The sequence below is a fragment of the Micromonospora sp. NPDC050686 genome, assembly GCF_040654475.1.
Lineage (GTDB): Bacteria > Actinomycetota > Actinomycetes > Mycobacteriales > Micromonosporaceae > Micromonospora.
The window spans coordinates 26,037-44,824 of record NZ_JBFAID010000009.1; the positions used below are offsets into that span (position 1 = coordinate 26,037).

Consider the following 18,788-nt stretch of genomic DNA (forward strand, 5'->3'; position numbering starts at 1 on the left):
TCCGGCGCGTCCTGGCGCCGCACGGCCATCTCCGAGGGACTTCGCCGGCTGAGCTGACGGGCCTCCACCTGATCTCGCCGCCTGCCACCAGCCGTCCGCGGCCTCACCCAGCTATGCGAGGTCGGCCACGGCGACGACGGCTCGGCGGACCCGGGTGATCGGCGCCTGCGGAGGTGAGCGGCGGGCGTCAGCCGTCGCGGGGCTCGACCTCCAGCAGGTCGCCGGGCGTGCAGCCCAGGGCCTCGCAGATGGCGGTGAGGGTGGAGAACCTGATCGCCCGAGCGCGGCCGTTCTTCAGCACGGAGAGGTTGACCACGCTCACGCCGACCTGCTCGGAGAGCTCGACCAGGGTCAGGCCGCGGGCAGCGAGCAGCCGGTCGAGGCGGACCGTGACCCGGTGACCGGGCTCCTCCGGCGCCGGGGCCATCACACCAGCCCGTCGACGTCGGCTCGCAGCCGTACGCCCTGCCGGAACACCTCGGCCAGCAACAGGACGATCGCCCCGATCGCCAGTGGCACGAAGGAGAAGGAGAAGGCGGCATCGACGACGCCCGCGGCGGCGGACCGGGCGACGACGGCCCTGTCGGCGGCGTAGCCGAGCAGTTGGACGGCGCTGCCGCCGACGGCCACCAGCAGGCCGATGAGGACGATCCGCCGGGCGTTGGCGTCGGCGAACACCTCGGCGGCCGGCACGGTGCGGACGATCCGCCGCAGCAGCCACAGCACGGCCAGGATCAACGCCTGCGCGGCGAGTTCAGGCCCGGCGAGGCTGAGCCGGTCGAGCCAGCTGGGTTCCAGGATCGACAACACCATCGACGGTGTCGCCAGCTCGACCGGCGGCAGCCCGGTGATCGCGTCCCGGGTGCCGTCGGAGGTGTCCTGCCAGGGGAAGACCTGGTGGGTGTCGGGAGCCGCGGCCTGCCACCGGGCGGCGAACCCGTCGTCGGGCAGCACGGCCACGGTCTGCACGGGCTGGGGCGCCGGCATCGGGGCCAGGCCCCGGCCAAGTTCCAGGCCGGACGGGCCGAGCACGGTCGGCCACACGCCGAAGACGAGCACGGCCGCGGCGGCCGCGCCGATCAGCCCGATGAGCAGCCGGACGCTCACCTTCACGGACGCGTTCACCGCTCACCCCCATATCGTATTCCGTTATGTGTCCGCGTAGCGTGCATAACGAAAGTCGATACGTCAAGGAGTGCGCCAATATCGATTGCGATGACCCGGCGGCCGGCATACCGTTGCGCAAGTTCGACGAGCCAGTCCCCAAGGGAGCATGCCGTGGCGCAGCGCACCAGCACCGAACCCACGCGGTCCTTGCCGCGCGGCGATGGCCTGGCGTGCGCCGGCGAGCGCACCCGGGGCGGCCAAGGCCGCCGGTGGTACCGACGGCCAGGGTGGTGGCGCGACTAGCGCCGAGCGCGATCCGCGCGCAGCCGCCCACCCCACCGCAGGGGACCGGGCGGCTTTTTCGTCACCGGGTTCCCCGCGCAGCTTTCCCCGCTCCACCATCCCCCGAACCGAGGAGACAACGATGGGTTACACCCCGCTGGCCGGCACCCGTGCGCCGGTGCGGGTCTGGACCGACCCGTACACGATCGAGGAGCAGGCGGCCCGGCAGCTGCGCAACATCGGTGCGCTGCCCTGGGTGCAGGGCGTGGCGGTCATGCCCGACGTGCACTTCGGCAAGGGTGCCACGGTCGGCTCGGTGATCGCGATGCGGCAGGCGGTGTCGCCCGCCGCGGTGGGTGTGGACATCGGCTGCGGCATGTCCGCCGTCCGCACCTCGCTCACCGCCGGCGACCTGCCCGACGACCTGAAGTCGCTGCGTACGGCGATCGAGGCGGCCATTCCGGTCGGCTTCGCCAAGCACGACGACCCGGTCGACCCGCGCCGGATCCGGGGCCTGGAGCAGCGCGGCTGGGACGCCTTCTGGACCGGCTTCGACGACCTGGACCGGCGGGTGGCGCAGCTGGAGAGCCGGGCCCGGCACCAGCTGGGCACCCTCGGCGGCGGCAACCACTTCATCGAGGTCTGCCTGGAGCAGGGCGGCCCGGACGCCGGGCGGGTGTGGCTGATGCTGCACTCCGGGTCCCGCAACATCGGCAAGGAGCTGGCCGAGCGGCACATGGCGGTGGCCCGCGGGCTGCCGCACAACGTTGGCCTGCCCGACCGGGACCTCGCCGTGTTCCTCGCCGGCACGCCGGAGATGGACGCCTACCGCCGGGACCTGTGGTGGGCGCAGGAGTACGCCCGGCGCAACCGGGCGGTGATGCTCGCCCTGCTCTGCGGCGTGGTCCGGGACCAGTTCCCGCAGGTGGCGTACGACGAGCCGATCTCCTGCCACCACAACTACGTTTCGGAGGAGACCTACGACGGGGTGGAGCTGCTGGTGACCCGGAAGGGGGCGATCCGGGCCGGCAAGGATGACCTGGGCATCATCCCCGGCTCGATGGGCACCGGCTCGTACGTCGTGCGCGGCCGGGGCAACCCGGACGCGTACCACTCGGCCTCGCACGGCGCGGGGCGGCGGATGTCGCGGGGGCAGGCGAAGCGGACGTACAGCACCGCCGACCTGGCCGCGCAGACCGCCGGGGTGGAGTGCCGCAAGGACGCCGGGGTGGTCGACGAGATCCCCGGCGCGTACAAGGACATCACCGAGGTGATGGCGCGGCAGGAGGACCTGGTCGAGGTGGTCGCCCACCTCAAGCAGGTGGTATGCGTCAAGGGGTGACCCCGCCGGCGCCCGTGGGGGGCGGGCGCCGGCGGGACCACGTCGGCTGTCCGTCGGCTTCCGCCGCCGAGGACAGGACGACCTGTCAGGCCCCGGCGAGGTGCTCGGGTACGGTGCCCATCCAAGTACGCTTTGTGAGTTCTGGTGCGCCATTCGTCTGTTCTGGCAGCCGGTGGCCCGCATCGACCGGCCAGGGCGGCCGACGCTCACCCGTTCAGGCCCGGGTGTGTGGCCAACTCGTGGCGTGCCGAACAATGAACGGCCAGACGCGAGGGAGGCGGGGTCGGTGGCAGTCCTACGGGTGACGACTCGCAATGCACGGTTCCAGCAATGGGAGGCGCTGTTGGGCAATCGCACCAAGCGCCAGCGCAACGGCGAGTTCCTCGTTCAGGGCGTCCGACCCATCACGATGGCGATCCAACTTGGCTGGCAGGTCCGTCAGGTTCTGTACAACGCGGATGCGCACCTGTCGACCTGGGCGCACGAGACCCTCGATGCGACCCGCGCGACCAAGATTGCCGTGGCTGGCGAGTTGATGTCCGAGTTGGGCGGCAAGACGGAGGTCGCTCCGGAACTGCTTGCCATCGTGGCGTTGCCCGACGACGACCTCCGTCGGATCCCGACGAGCCCCAACCTGCTCGCGGTCGTGTTCGACCGGCCTACCAGCCCCGGGAACATCGGGACGCTGATCCGGTCGGCGGACGCCTTCGGCGCGAGCGGCGCCATCGTCACCGGCCACGCCGCCGACGTCTATGACCCCAAGTCGGTACGGGCCAGCACGGGCTCGCTGTTCTCGGTTCCCGTGGTCCGTGTGCCGTCACATCGGCCGGTCCTCGACTGGGTCACGGCGATCCGAGCGGCCGGCGTCGGCGTACGCGTGGTGGGGACCGACGAGGACGGTGAGGTTCAGGCAGCGGAGTACGACTTCAGCCAGCCGACTCTGATGCTGGTGGGAAACGAGACGACCGGGCTCAGCTCGGCCTGGCGTGACGCCTGCGACCACCTGATCCGGATACCCATGGCGGGCATGGCCAGTTCGCTGAACGCCGCCACAGCCGGGTCCATTGTTCTGTACGAAGCGGCCCGCCAAAGGGCTGTCAAGGAGCGCCCATAAGAGAACCACGATGGCTGTCGCCGGCAGCACCCAGGTGTGAACCGGCCCAGGGGTTTTCCACGAGAGGCACAGGATGGGCTACCGGTTTGAGACGACTGGACGCAACTACGCGGATCTCGCGAGCGGCGCCGTCCTCCACTCGGCTCCGGGACACCCGGCTTTCCCCGTCCGGTTGGGCTCGGAGATGTTCCTTCGCGGCCTGGCCGCCCTCAGGCGGCACGAGCCGGTGACGATTTGGGATCCGTGCTGCGGAAGCGGCTATCTGTCCACCGTGCTGGCGTTCCTGCATCGCCAGAAGGTGAACGAGGTGATCGCTTCGGACATCGATGGCGGCGCGGTAGCCCTGGCCGGGCGAAACCTGATGCTGCTCAGCCGAGCGGGGCTGAGCGCCCGAGAAGCGAAGCTCGCCGAGCTGGCGGACAGGTACGGCAAGTCCTCACACAAGGAAGCGGCCGAGGCGGCCGGCCGCCTCCGCCAGCGGCTCGCCGACGACGGCGGGGACGTCGCGAGCGTCGCGCGGGTGGCGGACGCGTTCGACCCCGCTCAGCTCGGTGCGGTCCTCGACGGACGTACTCCTCACCTCGTCATCACCGACGTTCCGTACGGCGAGCAAACCGAATGGCACGGGACGGACGCCAAGTCAGGTACGGCTGGAATGGTGCGAGCCGTCGCGTCAGTGCTGCCGGCCGACGCGGTGATCGTCATCGCCGCGCGGGGAAGGCGGGTGCCGCTCGATGACGATGTCCGACCAATCCACAAGTTCAAGATCGGGACACGGGCGGTTGCCCTGCTGAAGGCGAGCCAGGTGAACGGCGGGCGCCGGTAGGAAAGCACCGGGAGGAACGGCGCTGATCGCCGGATGCAGACGTCGGTCATCCGTCCGCTCCGGTTGACCGCTCATCCCGGCAGCATAGGCGCGACCGGCGTCAGCGCCCGCCGCGGTTGGGCAGCAGCAGCTCCTCGTGGTCGAGTTCCCGTTCCAGGATGCGCAGCCCCTCGTCGGGCAGCCGGCCGGCGTCCCGCCAGCGCAGCAGTTCCTCCCGCTGGGCGTCGATCGCGGCCCGGCGGATGCGCAACGCCGACTCGTACTCGGGTGAGGTGGGCACCTCGGTCGACTCGGCCTGCTGGAGCAGGTCCAGCCGGCCACGGTAGCGGGCCAGGCGGGCCCGCAGCTGGGCGCGGGTGGTGTCGACGGCCGGGGCCTGGTCCGGCTCGTCGGCGACCAGTTCGTCGAGGCGGGCCAGGGCCGCCTCGACGGCCGCCGAGCGGGCCTCGTTGCGCACCCGGGCCTGGTCGGCCGCGTCGGCGCGCAGGCCCAGCGCCCGCACCAGCGGGGCGAACGTCAGGCCCTGCCCGACGAGGGTCACCAGCACCACCACGAACGTGCAGAACAGCAGGAGGTTGCGGTCGGGGAAGGGGGCACCGCTGTCGGTCGTCAACGGCAGGGTGAAGATCGCGGCCAGGCTGATGACCCCGCGCGTGCCGGACCAGCTCAGCGCCGTCACCTCCCGGGCGGTGAGCCGGCGGGCGTTGCGCTCGGCCCACGCGGCCTGCCGCGCCTCGCCGGCCTCGTCGAGGTCGTCGGGGTCGGACGCGCCGCCGAGCCGGGTGTGCAACGACCGGGGCAGCGACTGGGTCAGCACCAGCCACGCCGGGCGCAGCAGCAGCACCACGCCGACCGACACCGCGACCGCGATGACGACGGTCGACGTGTCGTACTCGCGCAGGCCGCCGACCACGGCGGGAAGCTGTTGGCCGATCAGCAGGAAGACGAACCCTTCGAGGAGGAAGTCGACCAGGCGCCACACCGCGCTGGCCTGCAACCGGCTGGCGCCGGAGGAGAGCCGGGGCGAGTAGTGGCCGACGATCAGCCCGGCGGTCACCACGGCGAGCACGCCGGAGACGTGCAGCTCCTCGCCCAACAGGTAGGCCAGGAACGGTGTCGCGAGGGAGACGGCGTTGGCCAGCAGCGGGTCCGTGGTGAGCGGCCGGGCCAGCCGTACGGCCCAGGCGACGGCCGCGCCCACGGCGACCCCGCCCGCCGCGACGACTACGAACGTCCCCGCGGCCGACGGGTAGGAGAACTCCCCGCCGACCGCCGCCGCGACGGCGACGCTGAGGATCGTCAGCGCCGTGGCGTCGTTGAGCAGCCCCTCACCCTGAATGATCGTGACCAGCTTCGGCGGCAGGTTGACCCGTCGGCCCACCGCGAGCGCGGCCACCGGGTCGGGTGGCGCGACCGCGGCGCCGACCGCGATCCCGGCGGCCAGCGTCGCCCCGGCGACGAACAGGTGGAAGCCGATTCCCACCAGCACGGCGGTGAGCAGGACCAGCACCACGGACAGGCTGACCACGATGCGCAGGTTGCGGCGGATGCCCAGCAACGACGAGTCCAGCGCCGCGCTGTAGAGCAGCGGTGGCAAGACCACCAACAGCACGAATTCGGGGTCCAGGCTGATGTTGGGCCCGGGCAGCAGCGCGTACCCGATGCCGATCAGCGGCAGCAGCGCCGCCGCCGGCAGGCCGGTGCGCGCCGCTACCCACCGTACGGCGACGATCACCGCGACGGCGGCGAGTACGAACAACAACATCGCCTGGAGACTCACCGGGCGAGCCTATCCGCCGCCGGTGGAGTGATCTTGCGACGGCCAGTCCCCGGGCGAAGCTCAAGATTGCATCAACTGTGCACGTCAATGCCCATCCGGACGCATCCACGCCGATACCCTCCGGACACCTGAGCGGAGAGCACCACGGCAGACCGCCACAAGCAGAAGGAGGGGAGCATGCGAAGTACACGACGACGGCGCATCGCGCTGGTCGCGTTGCCCGCCCTGGTGGGCAGCGTCCTCATCGCCACCGCGCCGGCCGGGGCGGAGCCCGGCGGCTCGAGCGCCACGACCAGTTCGGCGCGATCGCAGCTGGAGGACCCGGGGGCGGTCAGCCTGGTCCGCATCCAGCTGACCGGCGCCGACATGCTGGACAAGGTCGTCGCCGCCGGCTTCGACCTGGAGCACGGCCTGCGGCGCGTCCCGGCGGGCATCGAGGGCGAGGCGGTGGTGACCGCCGAGCAGACCGCCGAACTCGAGGCGATGGGCGTCAAGATCCTCGCCGACGACGAGGGCTTCGCCTGGGGCGAGGAGGTCGAGGCACCCGCTGCGGCGTTCGCCGCCCGGTCCGTCCAGCCGCTCACCCACCAGGAGACGGTACGCATCGCCCGCGCCGACTGGTTCACCACCAAGGGCCAGGGCTTCCTCTACGTCGAGGCGCGCACCACCGAGGGGCAGCAGACGAGCCCGGTCGTCGGGATGCAGCTGGAGAACGACTCCGGCCCGGGCACCGCATTCGGCTCGGCCCGCACGATGAGCCGGTTCGTCGACTCCGGGCAGTACATGTTCCACCGGAACCTGTACAAGCTCGGCACCCGCCCGAACCAGATCCGGGTGACCAGCTCCACCGGCGGGGTGGCCACCGGCTACGTCTCCAACTGGCTGGAGGACGGCGCGCCGCCGCTGACCGCGAACCCGGCCTACAAGTGGAACTTCGTCGACAGCTACCGGCACCCGCAGCAGCTCTTCGCGCGGGCCGAGGAGATCGCCCGGCAGTACCCGGACATCGCCGAGATCGTCTACCTGCCGAACCGCACCAACGGCTACCAGCGCAAGGCGCAGGCCACCATCGGCGGCACCGGGCAGGCCGCGGTCGTGGTCAGCTCGGCGGCCTGGGGCCACGAGGGCGGCAACGACGTCACCGTCGAGTTCGTGGACCGGCCGGGGGCGAACCTCCCGCTCGCGGTCGAGGTGAGCGGCAAGGCCGTCCGCGTCCTGCTCGCCAAGAACGCCTCCGGTGCGCCGGCCAGCACGGCGGCCGAGGTGGCGACGGCACTGCGTACCCGGTCGGCGGGGCTGATCGACCGGGCGCACCCGTACCGCACCAACACCGGCACCGGCGTCGTCGCGGCGACGCCCGGCCCGGTCGCGCTGACCGACTTCCTCGACCAGAAGCGCGTCGGCGCGCCGGAGGGTGAGGTGCCGCGCGGCCCCGCCACGATCCCCGTGCTGCGCATCGGCAAGCACCGCGACGGCCGGAACCCGGGCGTGCTGATCCAGGCGCAGGACCACGCCCGCGAGTGGGTGCCCGCGACGACGTCGCTGGAGACGGCCGAGCGTCTGGTGCACAACTACACGTCCGACTGGGAGACGAAGAAGATCGTCAACAACACCGACATCTTCTTCATCCTGTCCAACAACCCGGACGGGGCGAACTACAGCTTCTACAACTTCGCCTCGCAGCGCCGGAACCTGACCAACCACTGCCCGGACGACAACGCCGATCCGGCCCGGCGCAACTCCTGGGGCGTCGACCTGAACCGCAACTACCGGGTCGGGTCGGCCCAGGACGGCTACGCCGGCGGTTCGAACAGCTGCGTCAGCGACACCTACCAGGGGCCGGAGAAGCTGTCCGAGCCCGAGTCGAAGAACATCGTCTGGCTCGTCGAGAAGTACTCGAACATCAAGTTCATGATGTCGGTGCACTCCAACGGCGGCCAGCTGTTCTGGCAGCCCGGCGCCTACATCGCGGACGGGCGGATCACCACGCCCCGCCCGCCGCTGGGTGACGAGGCGTTCTACTGGCAGTCGGCGGCCCGAATCCTGTCCCAGGTCAAGGCGCACCGGCAGACCGTCGTCACGCCGGAGAACGTCGGCGGTTCGTCGGACGTCCTCTACTCCTCGGCGGGCAACGTGCGCGAGGACCTCTACCACACCTACGGCATCTACGCCTTCGGTTGGGAGGTCGGCGGCTCGATCTACAACCCGGCCACCGGCAACTGGCAGGGCGGCTCCTTCCAGCCGGCCTGGGAGGGCAACCCCGAGCTGGTCAGCGGCCACGCCGAGACGATGGAGTACGCCAACGGCATCATGGAGATGTTCCGGATCGCCGCGGACTGGGGCAAGGACAACAAGAAGCCGACGTCCCGGCTGGTCCCCGGCGGCGGGACGCACTCCGGGCCGGTCGACGTGCGCTTCGAGACCAGCGAGCCGGCCACCATCTACTACACGACCGACGGCAGCCGGCCCACCATGGAGTCGCCGCGCTACGCCGCCACCGAGTTCCGCGAGCCGGGGCAGGTCTTCCACGTGACCGAGACGACGACCTTCCGCTGGTTCTCGGTCGACACGGCCGGCAACATCGAGCAGAACTACGACCCGAGGAACAACGACACCCGCAACAACTACCGTACGGCGACGGTCACCATCGCCCAGCGGTAACGCCCGGCACGACACCGCCTCGTCGGCGCGCTCCGGTGCGTCGGCGAGGCGGTGCCGTTCAACGCCAGTGCGGCTTCGCCAGCATCCCTTCCACGCGCGCCACAACGCACACCTGTGGCACCTGGACCTGTTGGCCCGCACCGGGCGCCGGGCCGAACTGGCGGCGTTGGCCCGCACCGACGTGCACGCGCGGCGCCGGCTGAGCTGGGTCTCGCCCGACGAGCCGGAAAACGCCTTAGCTGATCGTTAAATAACCACCCCCGCCGTGCGGTCGCGACGTCAGCTGGGCAGACTGGCCAGATGCCCGTCGCCGACCCGCACCCCGCCGCGCCCGGATCGGACCGGCCGCCGGGCCGGCGCAGCAGCAGGCGGGGCGTTCGCCGGCGTACCCAGGGAGCCGTCGCGGTAGTCGTGCTGCTCGCGGTGGCGGTCGCGGCCGGCGCCTGGTCGCTGCGCGGGCGCGGCGACGGCGCCGGGACCGCCGCCGTGCGCGTGGCGCCCGAGGCCGGCGCGGGCCAGGTCGGCTCGTGCGCCGGCCGGGCGGCGCGGGCGCCGCGCGAGCTGCGTGGCATGTGGATCACGACGGTGAACAACATCGACTGGCCGAGCCGGCCCGGCCTGCCGGCCGAGACGGTACGCGCGGAGTTCCGCGGCTGGCTGGACCTGGCCGTGCGGCGCAACCACAACGCGGTCTTCGTGCACGTGCGTCCCAGCGGCGACGCGCTCTGGCCCTCGAAGTACGCCCCGTGGTCGCAGTGGCTCACCGGCCGGCAGGACGGCCGTGACCCCGGCTGGGACCCGATGGAGTTCATGATCAGCGAGGCGCACGCCCGCAACCTGGAGTTCCACGCCTGGTTCAACCCGTACCGGGGCGGGCAGCCGGCCACCGTCGGCGGGCCCGGCCCCAGAATGGACCGGCTCGCGCCGACGCACCCGCTGCGCCAGCACCCCGAGTGGGCGGTCACCTATCCCAGCGCCAACCGGCCCGGCAGCCGGCTGTACTTCAACCCCGGCATCCCCGAGGCGCGCGCGTTCGTCGAGGACGCCATGCTGGAGGCCGTCGAGAAGTACGACGTCGACGGGGTGCACTTCGACGACTTCTTCTACCCGTACCCCGAGGCCGGGCAGGACTTCCCGGACGGCGCGGCGTTCGCCCGGTACGGCCGGGACTTCACCGACCGGCACGCCTGGCGGCGGGAGAACGTCAACACGCTGGTCCGGGAGATGAGCGAACGGATCAAGGCGCTCAAGCCCTGGGTGAAGTTCGGCATCAGCCCGTTCGGCATCTGGCGCAACAAGCGCACCGACCCGGCCGGCTCGGCGACGGCCGGCCTGCAGAGCTACGACGACATCTACGCCGACACCCGCCGCTGGGTCCGGGAGCAGTGGCTGGACTACGTCGTGCCGCAGCTGTACTGGCACATCGGCTTCGACAAGGCCGACTACGCCAAGCTGCTGCCCTGGTGGGCGGCCATGGTGCGGGGCACCCGGGTGCAGCTCTACATCGGCCAGGCCGACTACCGGGTGGGCGAGCGGGGCGCCTGGCGCGACCCGGCCGAGTTGGACCGCCAGCTCGCCCTCAACCGCCGGCACCAGGTCAGCGGGAGCGTGCACTTCAGCGCCCGGCAGGTGCGCGACGACAAGCTCGGCGCGGTCAGCCGGTACAGCGCGGCGCACTACGGCGGCCCGGCGCTGCTGCCGACGATGGCGCAGCTCCCGGCGGCCCCGCCGGGAGCACCCGCGCTCACCGGCGTACGGCGGGCGGACGCCGGCGGTGTCGAGGTGACCTGGCGCGGGGACGCCGCGACGAGTTTCGCCGTCTACCGGGTGGATGGGGACGCCGCCCGGCTGGTCGGCACCACCCGCGCCGGCACCTGGACCGACCGGGGCGCCCCCACCGACCGACCGGTGTCCTACTGCGTCTCCGGTCTCGACCGCAGCGGCAACGAGGGCCCGCTCAGCGCGCCGGTGTCCCTCGCCGCGAGCTAACTGTGCTGCCCCAGGAACTCCTCCAGCACGGTGACCAGCCGCACCGGCGTCTCGTACATCGCGTAGTGCCCGGCGTTGGCGAGCACCTCCAGCCGGGCGTTCGGGTAGTGGCCCAGCCAGGTCCCGCGCATCGTGTCGGCGCCCAGCGCCGGGTCGTGCTCGCCGACGACGGCGAGCGCCGGCACCGGGTTGCCCTTCACCTCGTCAGTGAAGTCGGTGCGCGCCCAGGCGCTCAGGTACGCGCCGAACGCCTCCCGGGTGGAGTGTTCGAGGGAGAACCGGACCATCTCGTCCAGCCAGCGCCCGGACAGCCGATTGCCGGTGGTGAGGTCGATGATGGTGCGCCGGTTCTCCGGGTTGCCGGCCGCCCCGTCGAACAGCGCCCAGCGCTGCAGGTCGAACGGCACCCCACCGGCCGGGACCGGGCTGATGCCGACGAGGCGTTCCACCCGGCCGGGCGCGTCGGCGAGCACCCGCTGTGCGGCGCTGCCGCCCATGGAGTGCCCGACCACCGAGAAGGTGTCCCAGCCGAGGGAGTCGGCGAGGTCCAGCGCGTCGCGGGCGATCTCGGCGATGCTGTGCTCGCCGGCCACCCCGGCCCGCGCGCCGTATCCCCGGTAGTCCAGGAAGGCCCAGGTGAAGCGCTCGCCGTCGATCAGCTCGGGCAGCCAGCCCCAGCCGCGCGCCGACCCGAACCATCCGTGCAGGGCCAGCACCCGTCGGGGGCCGTGCCCGACACTGACCGGGCCGCCGTCGATGCTGGTGTGGCTGCTCGTCATCACCGAATCCTTTCGTAAGGCATACGCTGGCGCCCCAAGCGGAGGCCGAGGTGAGAGCGACCGTAGCCCGCGTCCGGGGCGAACGGAAGCGCGTGTCGGATCAGCGTCGGTGCTCAACCAGGGGACGCCCGGCCGCTTCCGGCCGGGGCGGGCGCGGTCGCGGCGGCCCGCCCCGGGCCGTCCGTCGGCTCCGCGCCGACGGCCAGGGTCCGGCGACGCAGCAGGGCCACGCCGGTGGCCGCGGCCAGCGAGAGGGGCACGACGAGCAGCGCGGTCCGGGTGCCGAAGTGGTCGTTGACCAGGCCGCTGGTGGTCGCGCCGGTGGCGACGCCGAGCTGCCCGGCCGTCAGCAACCAGCCGTACGCCTCGGCGGTGTGCGGGTGCGGCGCGACGCGGGCGATCAGCTCGTCGGACACGGCCAGCCAGGGCGCCAGCGGCAGCCCGAAGAGGGCCACCGCGACTGCCATCTGGACGACGGTGTGTGGCAGGAGCAACCCCGTCGCCGTCGCGGCCAGCGCGCCGATCAGGACCAGGTAGGCGCGGCTGAGCCGCCGACCCCGGCCGGCGGCGGCCAGCAGCAGCCCGCCGGCCAGGCTGCCCGCCGACCAGACTGCGACCAGCAGGCCCGCCTGGTTCGCCCGCCCGGCCGCGGCGGCGAACGCCGGCAGCAGCACCCACATCGCCCCCATGCAGGTCATGTAGGCGAAGTGGACGCTGGTCAGGGTCCGTACGGCGACCCGGCCGGACGCGGGCAGGGGAGTGCGCCGGTGCGCGGCGAGGCGCGCGCGGCGCGGGATGAGGACGGTGTTGGCGACCAGGGCGGCGGTGCCGACGCCGGCGAAGGCCAGCAGCGCGCCGCTCGGGCCGGTGACGGCGAGGCTGAGCGTCACCACCAGCGGCCCGCCGACGTAGAGCAGCTCCTGACCGACGGCGTTGACGGCGTACGCGCGGCTGAGGGCGGCGGGGCCCACCAGGGCCGGCAGCAGGGCCCGGCCGCTGCTGACCACCGGCGGGGTGGCGAGTCCCGCGACCGCCGCGAGGGCCACGAAGACCCGCGCATCGGTGGTGACGGCCAGACCGAGCAGGGCGCACAGGTGCGCGGCGCCGAAGGCCCGCAGCACCGGTGGATCGCCGAACCGGCCGAGCAGTCGGCCGGACACCGGTGCGGACAGCGCCAGGCCGAGGCCGCAGGCGGCGCTGGCCAGGCCGGCGGCGGCGAAGCTGCCGGTGTTGTGGTGGCCGAGGAGCACGACGAGGAGCTGCCGCATGGCGACCGGCAGTTGTGCCGCGTTCATCGTCGCGATGACGCCGAGCGCTCGACGAGGTACATTCACAGGTTATGAATTTACCTGGCGACGACGCGGCAAACCTGCTCGGCGCCCTGGCCCTGCACGTCGGGGAGCGGATGCGCGAGGCGGTCGTCGCGCCGGCCGGCGCCGGCGGTGCGCTCGCCGAGGCGCTCGTCGTGCTCAAGGACCAGCCCGGCGTCACCGCCGAGTGGCTGGGCCAGGTGCTGCGCCTGTCCCAGCCGGGCACGGCCCACCTGGTGCGACGGCTCGTCGGCCTCGGCTGGGTCGACCGCCGCCCGGGCGCCGACGCGCGCAGCCGGGCCCTGCACCTCACCCCCGCCGGCACCCGCGCCGCCGGGCAGATCCTGCACGCCCGCCAGCAGGCCCTGGCGCAGGTGCTCCGGCACCTGTCCGACCGGCAGCGCGCCCACCTCGCCGACATCGCCCGGACCGTCCTGCGTGCCGAGGTGGACGACGACAAGGCGCTGGCCCGGCTCTGCCGCCTCTGCGACCGCCGCCGGTGCGACGAGTGCCCGGTGCACGCCGGTTACCTCGATCACTCTCGACCCTGACCAGGGCGGACAATCCCCGGAACCGAACAATTCGCATGCCGCCAACCTTCTCGAGCGTTCGTGACATCGATCCGAACGGCGGGGCGAAGATCGGCGCGACAGGGGCCGACCGCCCGGGTTGCCGGAACCCGGCCACCGGAGTAGGCAGGAGGCTCACCCGTGTCGATCTAGGGAGACCACATGAGACCTCGGGCTCTATTCGTCACCGCGACCGTCGCCGTCCTCGTGGCCGGCGCCGCCGCGCCCGTGCAGGCGAAGCCGGCCGAGCCGCCGAAGCAGCCGACCGCGCTCGGGTACGGCGGCGCGGTCTCCACGGTCGACCCCACCGCCACCGCCGCCGGGCTGGACGTGCTGCGGCGCGGCGGCAACGCCGTCGACGCGGCGGTGGCCGCGGCGGCGACCCTCGGCGTCACCGAACCGTTCTCGGCCGGCGTCGGCGGCGGCGGCTTCCTCGTCTACTACGACGCGAAGACCAGACGGGTGCACACCATCGACGGCCGGGAGGCGGCCCCGGCCGCGATGACCGAGACCAGTTTCGTCGACCCGGCCACCGGCCAGCCGTACCGGTTCGACGAGGCCCGGATCAGCGGCCTGTCGGTGGGCGTGCCCGGCACCCTGGCCACCTGGCGGGACGCCCTGGACCGCTGGGGCACCCGGTCGCTGGCCCAACTGCTGCGCCCCGCCGCCCAGGTCGCCGAGCACGGCTTCCCCGTCGACGACACCTTCGCCAGTCAGATCGCCGCCAACCAGGCGGCGTTCGCGCAGTTCACCTCGACCCGCGCGCTGTACCTGCCCGGTGGGCGGCCACCGGCGGTCGGCAGCACCTTCCGCAACCCCGACCTGGCCGCGACGTACCGGCTGATCGCCAAGCGGGGCACCGACGCGTTCTACCGGGGCGAGATCGGCCAGGACGTCACCGCCACCGTGCAGCGCCCGCCGGTCGCGGCACAGCCGACCGAGTCGTGGCCGTACCCGATCCGCCCCGCCACGATGACCACCGCGGACCTCGCCGCCTACCGCACCCGCTTCCCGGAGCCGACCCGCTCGGACTACCGCGGCCTTCAGGTGTACGGCATGTCCACCCCGTCCAGCGGCGGCACCGTCGTGGGCGAGGCGCTCAACATCCTGGAACGCTACGACCTGCGGTCGATGACCGCGGCCCAGGCGATGCACCACTACCTGGAGGCCAGCGCCCTGGCGTTCGCCGACCGCAACCGGTACGTCGGCGACCACACCCCGCGCGACCTGCTGCGCGAACTGCTCAGCGACGGCTACGCCGGTGAGCGCGCCTGCCTGATCAACGCCACGGCGGCGCTGCCCAAGCCGGTCGCGCCCGGCGTCCCGGACGGCGCGTACGGCGGCTGCGCGGCGGCGCCGGCCGCGGACGTGCGCGACGACCGCAAGAGCACCACCAACCTCACCGTCGCCGACCGCTGGGGCAATGTGGTGGAGTACACCCTCACGATCGAGGCGACCGGCGGCAACGCGATGGTCGTACCCGGTCGCGGGTTCCTGCTCAACAACGAGCTGACCGACTTCAACTTCGCGCCCACCCAGGGCACCGCCCCCGACCCGAACCTGCCCGGGCCGGGCAAGCGCCCGCGCAGTTCCATGGCGCCGACGATCGTGCTGGCCGACGGCCGGCCGTTCCTGGCCGTCGGCACCCCCGGCGGCGCCACCATCATCACCACCGTGCTGCAGATGCTGGTCAACCGGATCGACCTGGGCATGACCCTGCCGCAGGCGCTGGCCGCGCCGCGCGCGTCGCAGCGCAACGGCGCCAGCACCCAGGCCGAACCGGCGTTCATCACCGCGTACGCGGGGGGCCTCCCACCCGGCCACACGTTCGCCTCGACCGCGGAGATCGGTGCCGCCACCGGCATCGAGTTCCTGCCGGACGGCCGGCTGCTCGCCGCCGCCGAACCGGTACGCCGGGGCGGCGGCGCGGCGGCCGTGGTCGGCCGCTGGGGCCGCCCCTGACCCGTCCCGGGCCAGCGGCGGCTGCGCAGGTAGAGCAGCACGACGAGAGTCGCCGCGTCCCGGGCCCGTCAGGACGGGCCCGGGACCCGGTGAGCAGGCCGTGCCACCGATGGCGAGGTCTGTCCCCTCTGGACGGCTGGCGAGTGGGTGTCACCGTTCTCGGTACGCCAGCGTGCCAACCTTCCACCGGGGCCGACGGTTGGATGGCACATTGGGCGCCCAGATTGAGGACGGTGACAATGGCGGCGAATGATCTCGACGCGGCCGTAGCGCGGATTCAACGCAGGGGCGGCTACCGCAGCCTGGTATGGGGATACCGTTGCCTCGCCATGGGGCTGGTCTTCGGTCTGTTGGTCCTCGTGTCAGCGCTCGTTCGCTCCCTGCCGGTGACAATGGCGTTGTTCGCCATGGCGGCACTGACGGTCGTCCTCGGAGTGGGTCTCTGTTGGACAGGCGTGATCAAGCTGCGGATCGACCGGTTGATGCCGCGCGGGGGGACCAGCCGCCATCGAGCCCTGATGCGAGGACTCCGGCGAGACGTGATCAAGCCAGTGCAACGAAGCCGGCGTGTTTAGCGGCTGATAGAGCGGCGAGCTCTGCAAGCGCCGGCCGGGCCGGCGCAGGACGGACACGGGCCCGATGCGGCGGTCGACAACGGGCCAACAGCGGCAAGTGGCGCGGCCTCAAAGTCGTTGCTCCGCCATTCGCGACCAGCGGCACGGCTTCTCCGCCCATGAACCGATCCGCCTGCCAGGTCGATGCGGGGCGCCTTCCAAACTGACGGTGAGGTGTTACTCGACGTGGCCTGCGTCGTGGGGGACGATCGCCGACGTGAGCTTTGATCTCCTGGTCCTGGCGGCCGAACCCGCTCCTTCACTCCACGTGGTGCGCGAGATGGTCGATCACTGCACCGGCCTAACGCACAGAGACGGGGAGGTTGATCTGCGCATCGTCGCCTTCTACGAGGACCTGCGGGTGCGGTTCCCGGATCATCCGCCGTACGAGACTGAGTCACCCTGGATGTCGGCACCCCTCGCTGTGGGCATCGACCATGTGAACATGAGCATCAGCCACTCGCCCAGGGGCAGTGAGGCGGTGGACGCTGTGTGTCACTTGGTCGAGCGGCACGGCTTGGTCATCTATGACTCGCAAGGCGACGAGGTCACCGGTTTGCGCAAGGACTGCAGAACCACGGTGCCACTGGGTGACTAGTTGGGTGACGACGAGTATGAGCAAGTAGGCCGGTGGGCGCTCGCGGACTGTTTGGTCAGCTCGCCCGAGACGCCGGCGCAGCTCAGCCACCGCTGACTATTCCTTCACGCTGAACCGTTCATGGCTTGAAACAATGCCCCTGTGGGCTGGGACGAGTTCCTCTGGCATGTGGATCACGGGCTAGGTCTGTGCGTCGGGCGGCCAAGGTATGAGCGAGCGTTCTCGGCGCTGGTGGGATTTGACCTCGCGCGTGGCCGGGGCGAGCTGGCGGCGTTTCAGGAGTGGATGTCCGCCGGCCACCGTGGCAGCAGTTCCGCTTTTTGGTCTCTGGTGCTAGCGGAGACTTTCGGTGACGGCGCCATCGAGGACCGTCTTGCCAGCGATGACGACCACAAGCGGGCTGTCTCGAACCTCTGCCGGCTCTTCGGCGAGTTCCTCAAGCAGCAAGCGCCGACGGCCGACCAGCATTAAGCGGTGATGGCCCTGTTGCTGTCGAGAGCAACGGTGACGGGCAACCCGTCGGACGGCGCGGGCGGGTCGGCAAGCTGCGGACTATCGTCCGCCGAATGACGTGGACGAACCGCGCCGGCTACCCGGATGCACGGCTCATCGGTCATGATCGACCTATGGAGGCAAGGCCAGAGGAGAGCGACTTCGTCTCGTTGGAGTTCGTCGCCGACGACGACGGAACGGGACAGCTCCGTGTGTCCGCGCGCTCGAACGGATACGCGGGGCGCGGGGCGGCTTATTTCGACGCGCTGCGTCTGGCCGAGTTTGCAGCTTCCCTGGAAGCCTTTCCGCTGCCGGTTGGCGGCCTGACGCTCGCAGGCGGTTTCGTGAACCCGAACAACGCTGGTGAGCTTGAGCAGGAACTCGTGGGACTGCGGTTCTACGGCGTGGGTGGTCGAGGGCAGGTGGGAGTTGGGGTCCACCTCTCCGGCGAGGAATGGCCCCATATCCGTCCGGAGTCGGTGCCCGCGGTTCGTTCAGAGCTGTTGACCACCTACGAGCGCTTGCGCATGTTCAGTAGAGACTTCTTCGCCGTCGCCCGCGGCGATGATGTCCGGGCGTTTTTAAAGCAAGAGGTGCTCCTTTAGCCCGGAGTGGTCAGCCGATTGAGTGACTGTCTGGGTGACGATTCCATGTACTCGGATGGACGTTGACGGGCACCGTGGATGACTCACCGAGCCCAGCGACACCGCCTCGGTGTTGGTGAAGCTCGGTGAGCCGGACGTGGCATGGCTGGCGGCCGACCGGGCGATGGCTGGCAGCCGGTGACCCATATGGACGGCGGACGCGGCGGTGCCGCGTGGCCAAGTGCTGCGCGCGTCGGGGTGGGGCCGGCTGGCGAGGGCGGTGTCGGCTACTCCGGGGTCCCGGGCGGTGTGACGAACGTTCCGCGCCCGGTGAAGGTCACCACCCGGCCTTCCTCGCGGAGCGCGTCGAGTGCGGCCCGCACGGTGCCGCGCGCGACGTCGTAGGTCTGCGCGAGCGTCACCTCACCGGGGAGTTTGTGCCCGGGTGGCCACTCCCCGCTTTCGATCTTCGCCCTGAGTGCGTCGGCCACTTGTTCAGCGAATGAGCGTGGCGGCCAAGGGTCGATCATGCCCACAGGCTTCCACCTGTCCAGCCGAGTCGACCTGTCTATGCTGTACGTTCTATGGACAGGTAAGACAGGTCGGGTTACCGTGATGGCAAGCCTGCAAGGCAGCCGGGCTCGCGTAACAGCACCACCAAGGGCCTTGGCGCGAAGCGAGGTCGCGCCACTGAACATGCTGTCCGGCCGGCAACCTCCGGCGACCCTGCCTCCTGGGTGATCTCCCGAGTGGGACGGCGGGTCGGACTGCCGGCGGTG

The 18,788-nt window shown here is 71.7% G+C and carries 16 protein-coding genes; 10 read left to right on the plus strand and 6 right to left on the minus strand.

Annotated elements, in window-relative coordinates:
• Positions 1–187: 187 nt before the first annotated feature.
• Both AB0H57_RS09820 and AB0H57_RS09825 read right to left on the minus strand, forming a co-directional pair.
• Complete coding sequence (locus tag AB0H57_RS09820) at positions 188–427, minus strand: helix-turn-helix transcriptional regulator (protein WP_357504555.1); 240 nt, start codon at positions 425–427, stop codon at positions 188–190.
• Entirely contained in the window at positions 427–1,125 is a 699-nt protein-coding gene (locus tag AB0H57_RS09825; RefSeq protein WP_357504557.1) for a DUF2975 domain-containing protein, read from the minus strand. The genes AB0H57_RS09820 and AB0H57_RS09825 overlap by 1 nt, the downstream gene beginning before the upstream one ends.
• A gap of 406 nt (positions 1,126–1,531) precedes the next feature.
• On the opposite strand from AB0H57_RS09825, the gene AB0H57_RS09830 reads away from it, so the two are divergent.
• From AB0H57_RS09830 to AB0H57_RS09840, 3 genes are all read left to right on the plus strand, one after another.
• A complete protein-coding gene (locus AB0H57_RS09830; protein ID WP_357504559.1) occupies positions 1,532–2,731 on the plus strand; it encodes an RtcB family protein in 1,200 nt (399 codons plus the stop codon).
• Positions 2,732–3,017: 286 nt separating this feature from the next.
• Positions 3,018–3,845, plus strand: coding sequence for an RNA methyltransferase (locus AB0H57_RS09835; RefSeq protein ID WP_357504561.1), 828 nt, complete (start codon positions 3,018–3,020; stop codon positions 3,843–3,845).
• Positions 3,846–3,918: 73 nt separating this feature from the next.
• Positions 3,919–4,671, plus strand: a complete 753-nt coding sequence (locus tag AB0H57_RS09840) for an rRNA methyltransferase (RefSeq protein WP_357504562.1) — start codon at positions 3,919–3,921, stop codon at positions 4,669–4,671.
• Between the two features lie 100 nt (positions 4,672–4,771).
• Here the strand turns inward: AB0H57_RS09840 and AB0H57_RS09845 are convergent, their stop codons facing one another.
• Entirely contained in the window at positions 4,772–6,451 is a 1,680-nt protein-coding gene (locus AB0H57_RS09845) for a Na+/H+ antiporter (protein ID WP_357504564.1), read from the minus strand.
• Positions 6,452–6,628: 177 nt separating this feature from the next.
• Here AB0H57_RS09845 and AB0H57_RS09850 point away from each other — a divergent pair, with 177 nt between their 5' ends.
• Positions 6,629–9,112 carry a M14 family metallopeptidase gene (locus tag AB0H57_RS09850; protein ID WP_357504566.1) on the plus strand — a complete coding sequence of 828 codons (2,484 nt, stop codon included), beginning with the start codon at positions 6,629–6,631 and terminating at the stop codon, positions 9,110–9,112.
• 300 nt (positions 9,113–9,412) lie between these two features.
• Positions 9,413–11,101, plus strand: coding sequence for a family 10 glycosylhydrolase (locus AB0H57_RS09855; protein ID WP_357504568.1), 1,689 nt, complete (start codon positions 9,413–9,415; stop codon positions 11,099–11,101).
• On the opposite strand, the gene AB0H57_RS09860 is transcribed toward AB0H57_RS09855, so the two are convergent.
• On the minus strand, positions 11,098–11,880 hold the full coding sequence (locus AB0H57_RS09860) for an alpha/beta hydrolase (RefSeq protein WP_357504570.1): 783 nt from the start codon (positions 11,878–11,880) through the stop codon (positions 11,098–11,100). The two genes, AB0H57_RS09855 and AB0H57_RS09860, sit on opposite strands and share 4 nt — an antisense overlap.
• Positions 11,881–11,993: 113 nt before the next feature.
• Positions 11,994–13,214 carry an MFS transporter gene (locus tag AB0H57_RS09865; protein ID WP_357504572.1) on the minus strand — a complete coding sequence of 407 codons (1,221 nt, stop codon included), beginning with the start codon at positions 13,212–13,214 and terminating at the stop codon, positions 11,994–11,996.
• A 5-nt stretch (positions 13,215–13,219) separates the two neighbouring features.
• Between AB0H57_RS09865 and AB0H57_RS09870 the strand changes: the two genes are divergently transcribed.
• From AB0H57_RS09870 to AB0H57_RS09890, 5 genes are all read left to right on the plus strand, one after another.
• Positions 13,220–13,741 carry a MarR family transcriptional regulator gene (locus AB0H57_RS09870; RefSeq protein ID WP_357504574.1) on the plus strand — a complete coding sequence of 174 codons (522 nt, stop codon included), beginning with the start codon at positions 13,220–13,222 and terminating at the stop codon, positions 13,739–13,741.
• A 180-nt stretch (positions 13,742–13,921) separates the two neighbouring features.
• Entirely contained in the window at positions 13,922–15,721 is a 1,800-nt protein-coding gene (gene ggt / locus AB0H57_RS09875; RefSeq protein ID WP_357504576.1) for a gamma-glutamyltransferase, read from the plus strand.
• An 831-nt stretch (positions 15,722–16,552) separates the two neighbouring features.
• Positions 16,553–16,933: a hypothetical protein gene (locus AB0H57_RS09880; RefSeq protein ID WP_357504579.1), complete on the plus strand. Its 381-nt coding sequence runs from the start codon at positions 16,553–16,555 to the stop codon at positions 16,931–16,933.
• 141 nt (positions 16,934–17,074) lie between these two features.
• Positions 17,075–17,404, plus strand: coding sequence for a hypothetical protein (locus tag AB0H57_RS09885; RefSeq protein WP_357504581.1), 330 nt, complete (start codon positions 17,075–17,077; stop codon positions 17,402–17,404).
• Between the two features lie 95 nt (positions 17,405–17,499).
• Positions 17,500–18,030, plus strand: a complete 531-nt coding sequence (locus AB0H57_RS09890; RefSeq protein WP_357504582.1) for a hypothetical protein — start codon at positions 17,500–17,502, stop codon at positions 18,028–18,030.
• Between the two features lie 266 nt (positions 18,031–18,296).
• Here AB0H57_RS09890 and AB0H57_RS09895 read toward each other — a convergent pair whose 3' ends face one another.
• Positions 18,297–18,539 carry a GntR family transcriptional regulator gene (locus tag AB0H57_RS09895; RefSeq protein WP_357504702.1) on the minus strand — a complete coding sequence of 81 codons (243 nt, stop codon included), beginning with the start codon at positions 18,537–18,539 and terminating at the stop codon, positions 18,297–18,299.
• Positions 18,540–18,788 lie beyond the last annotated feature (249 nt).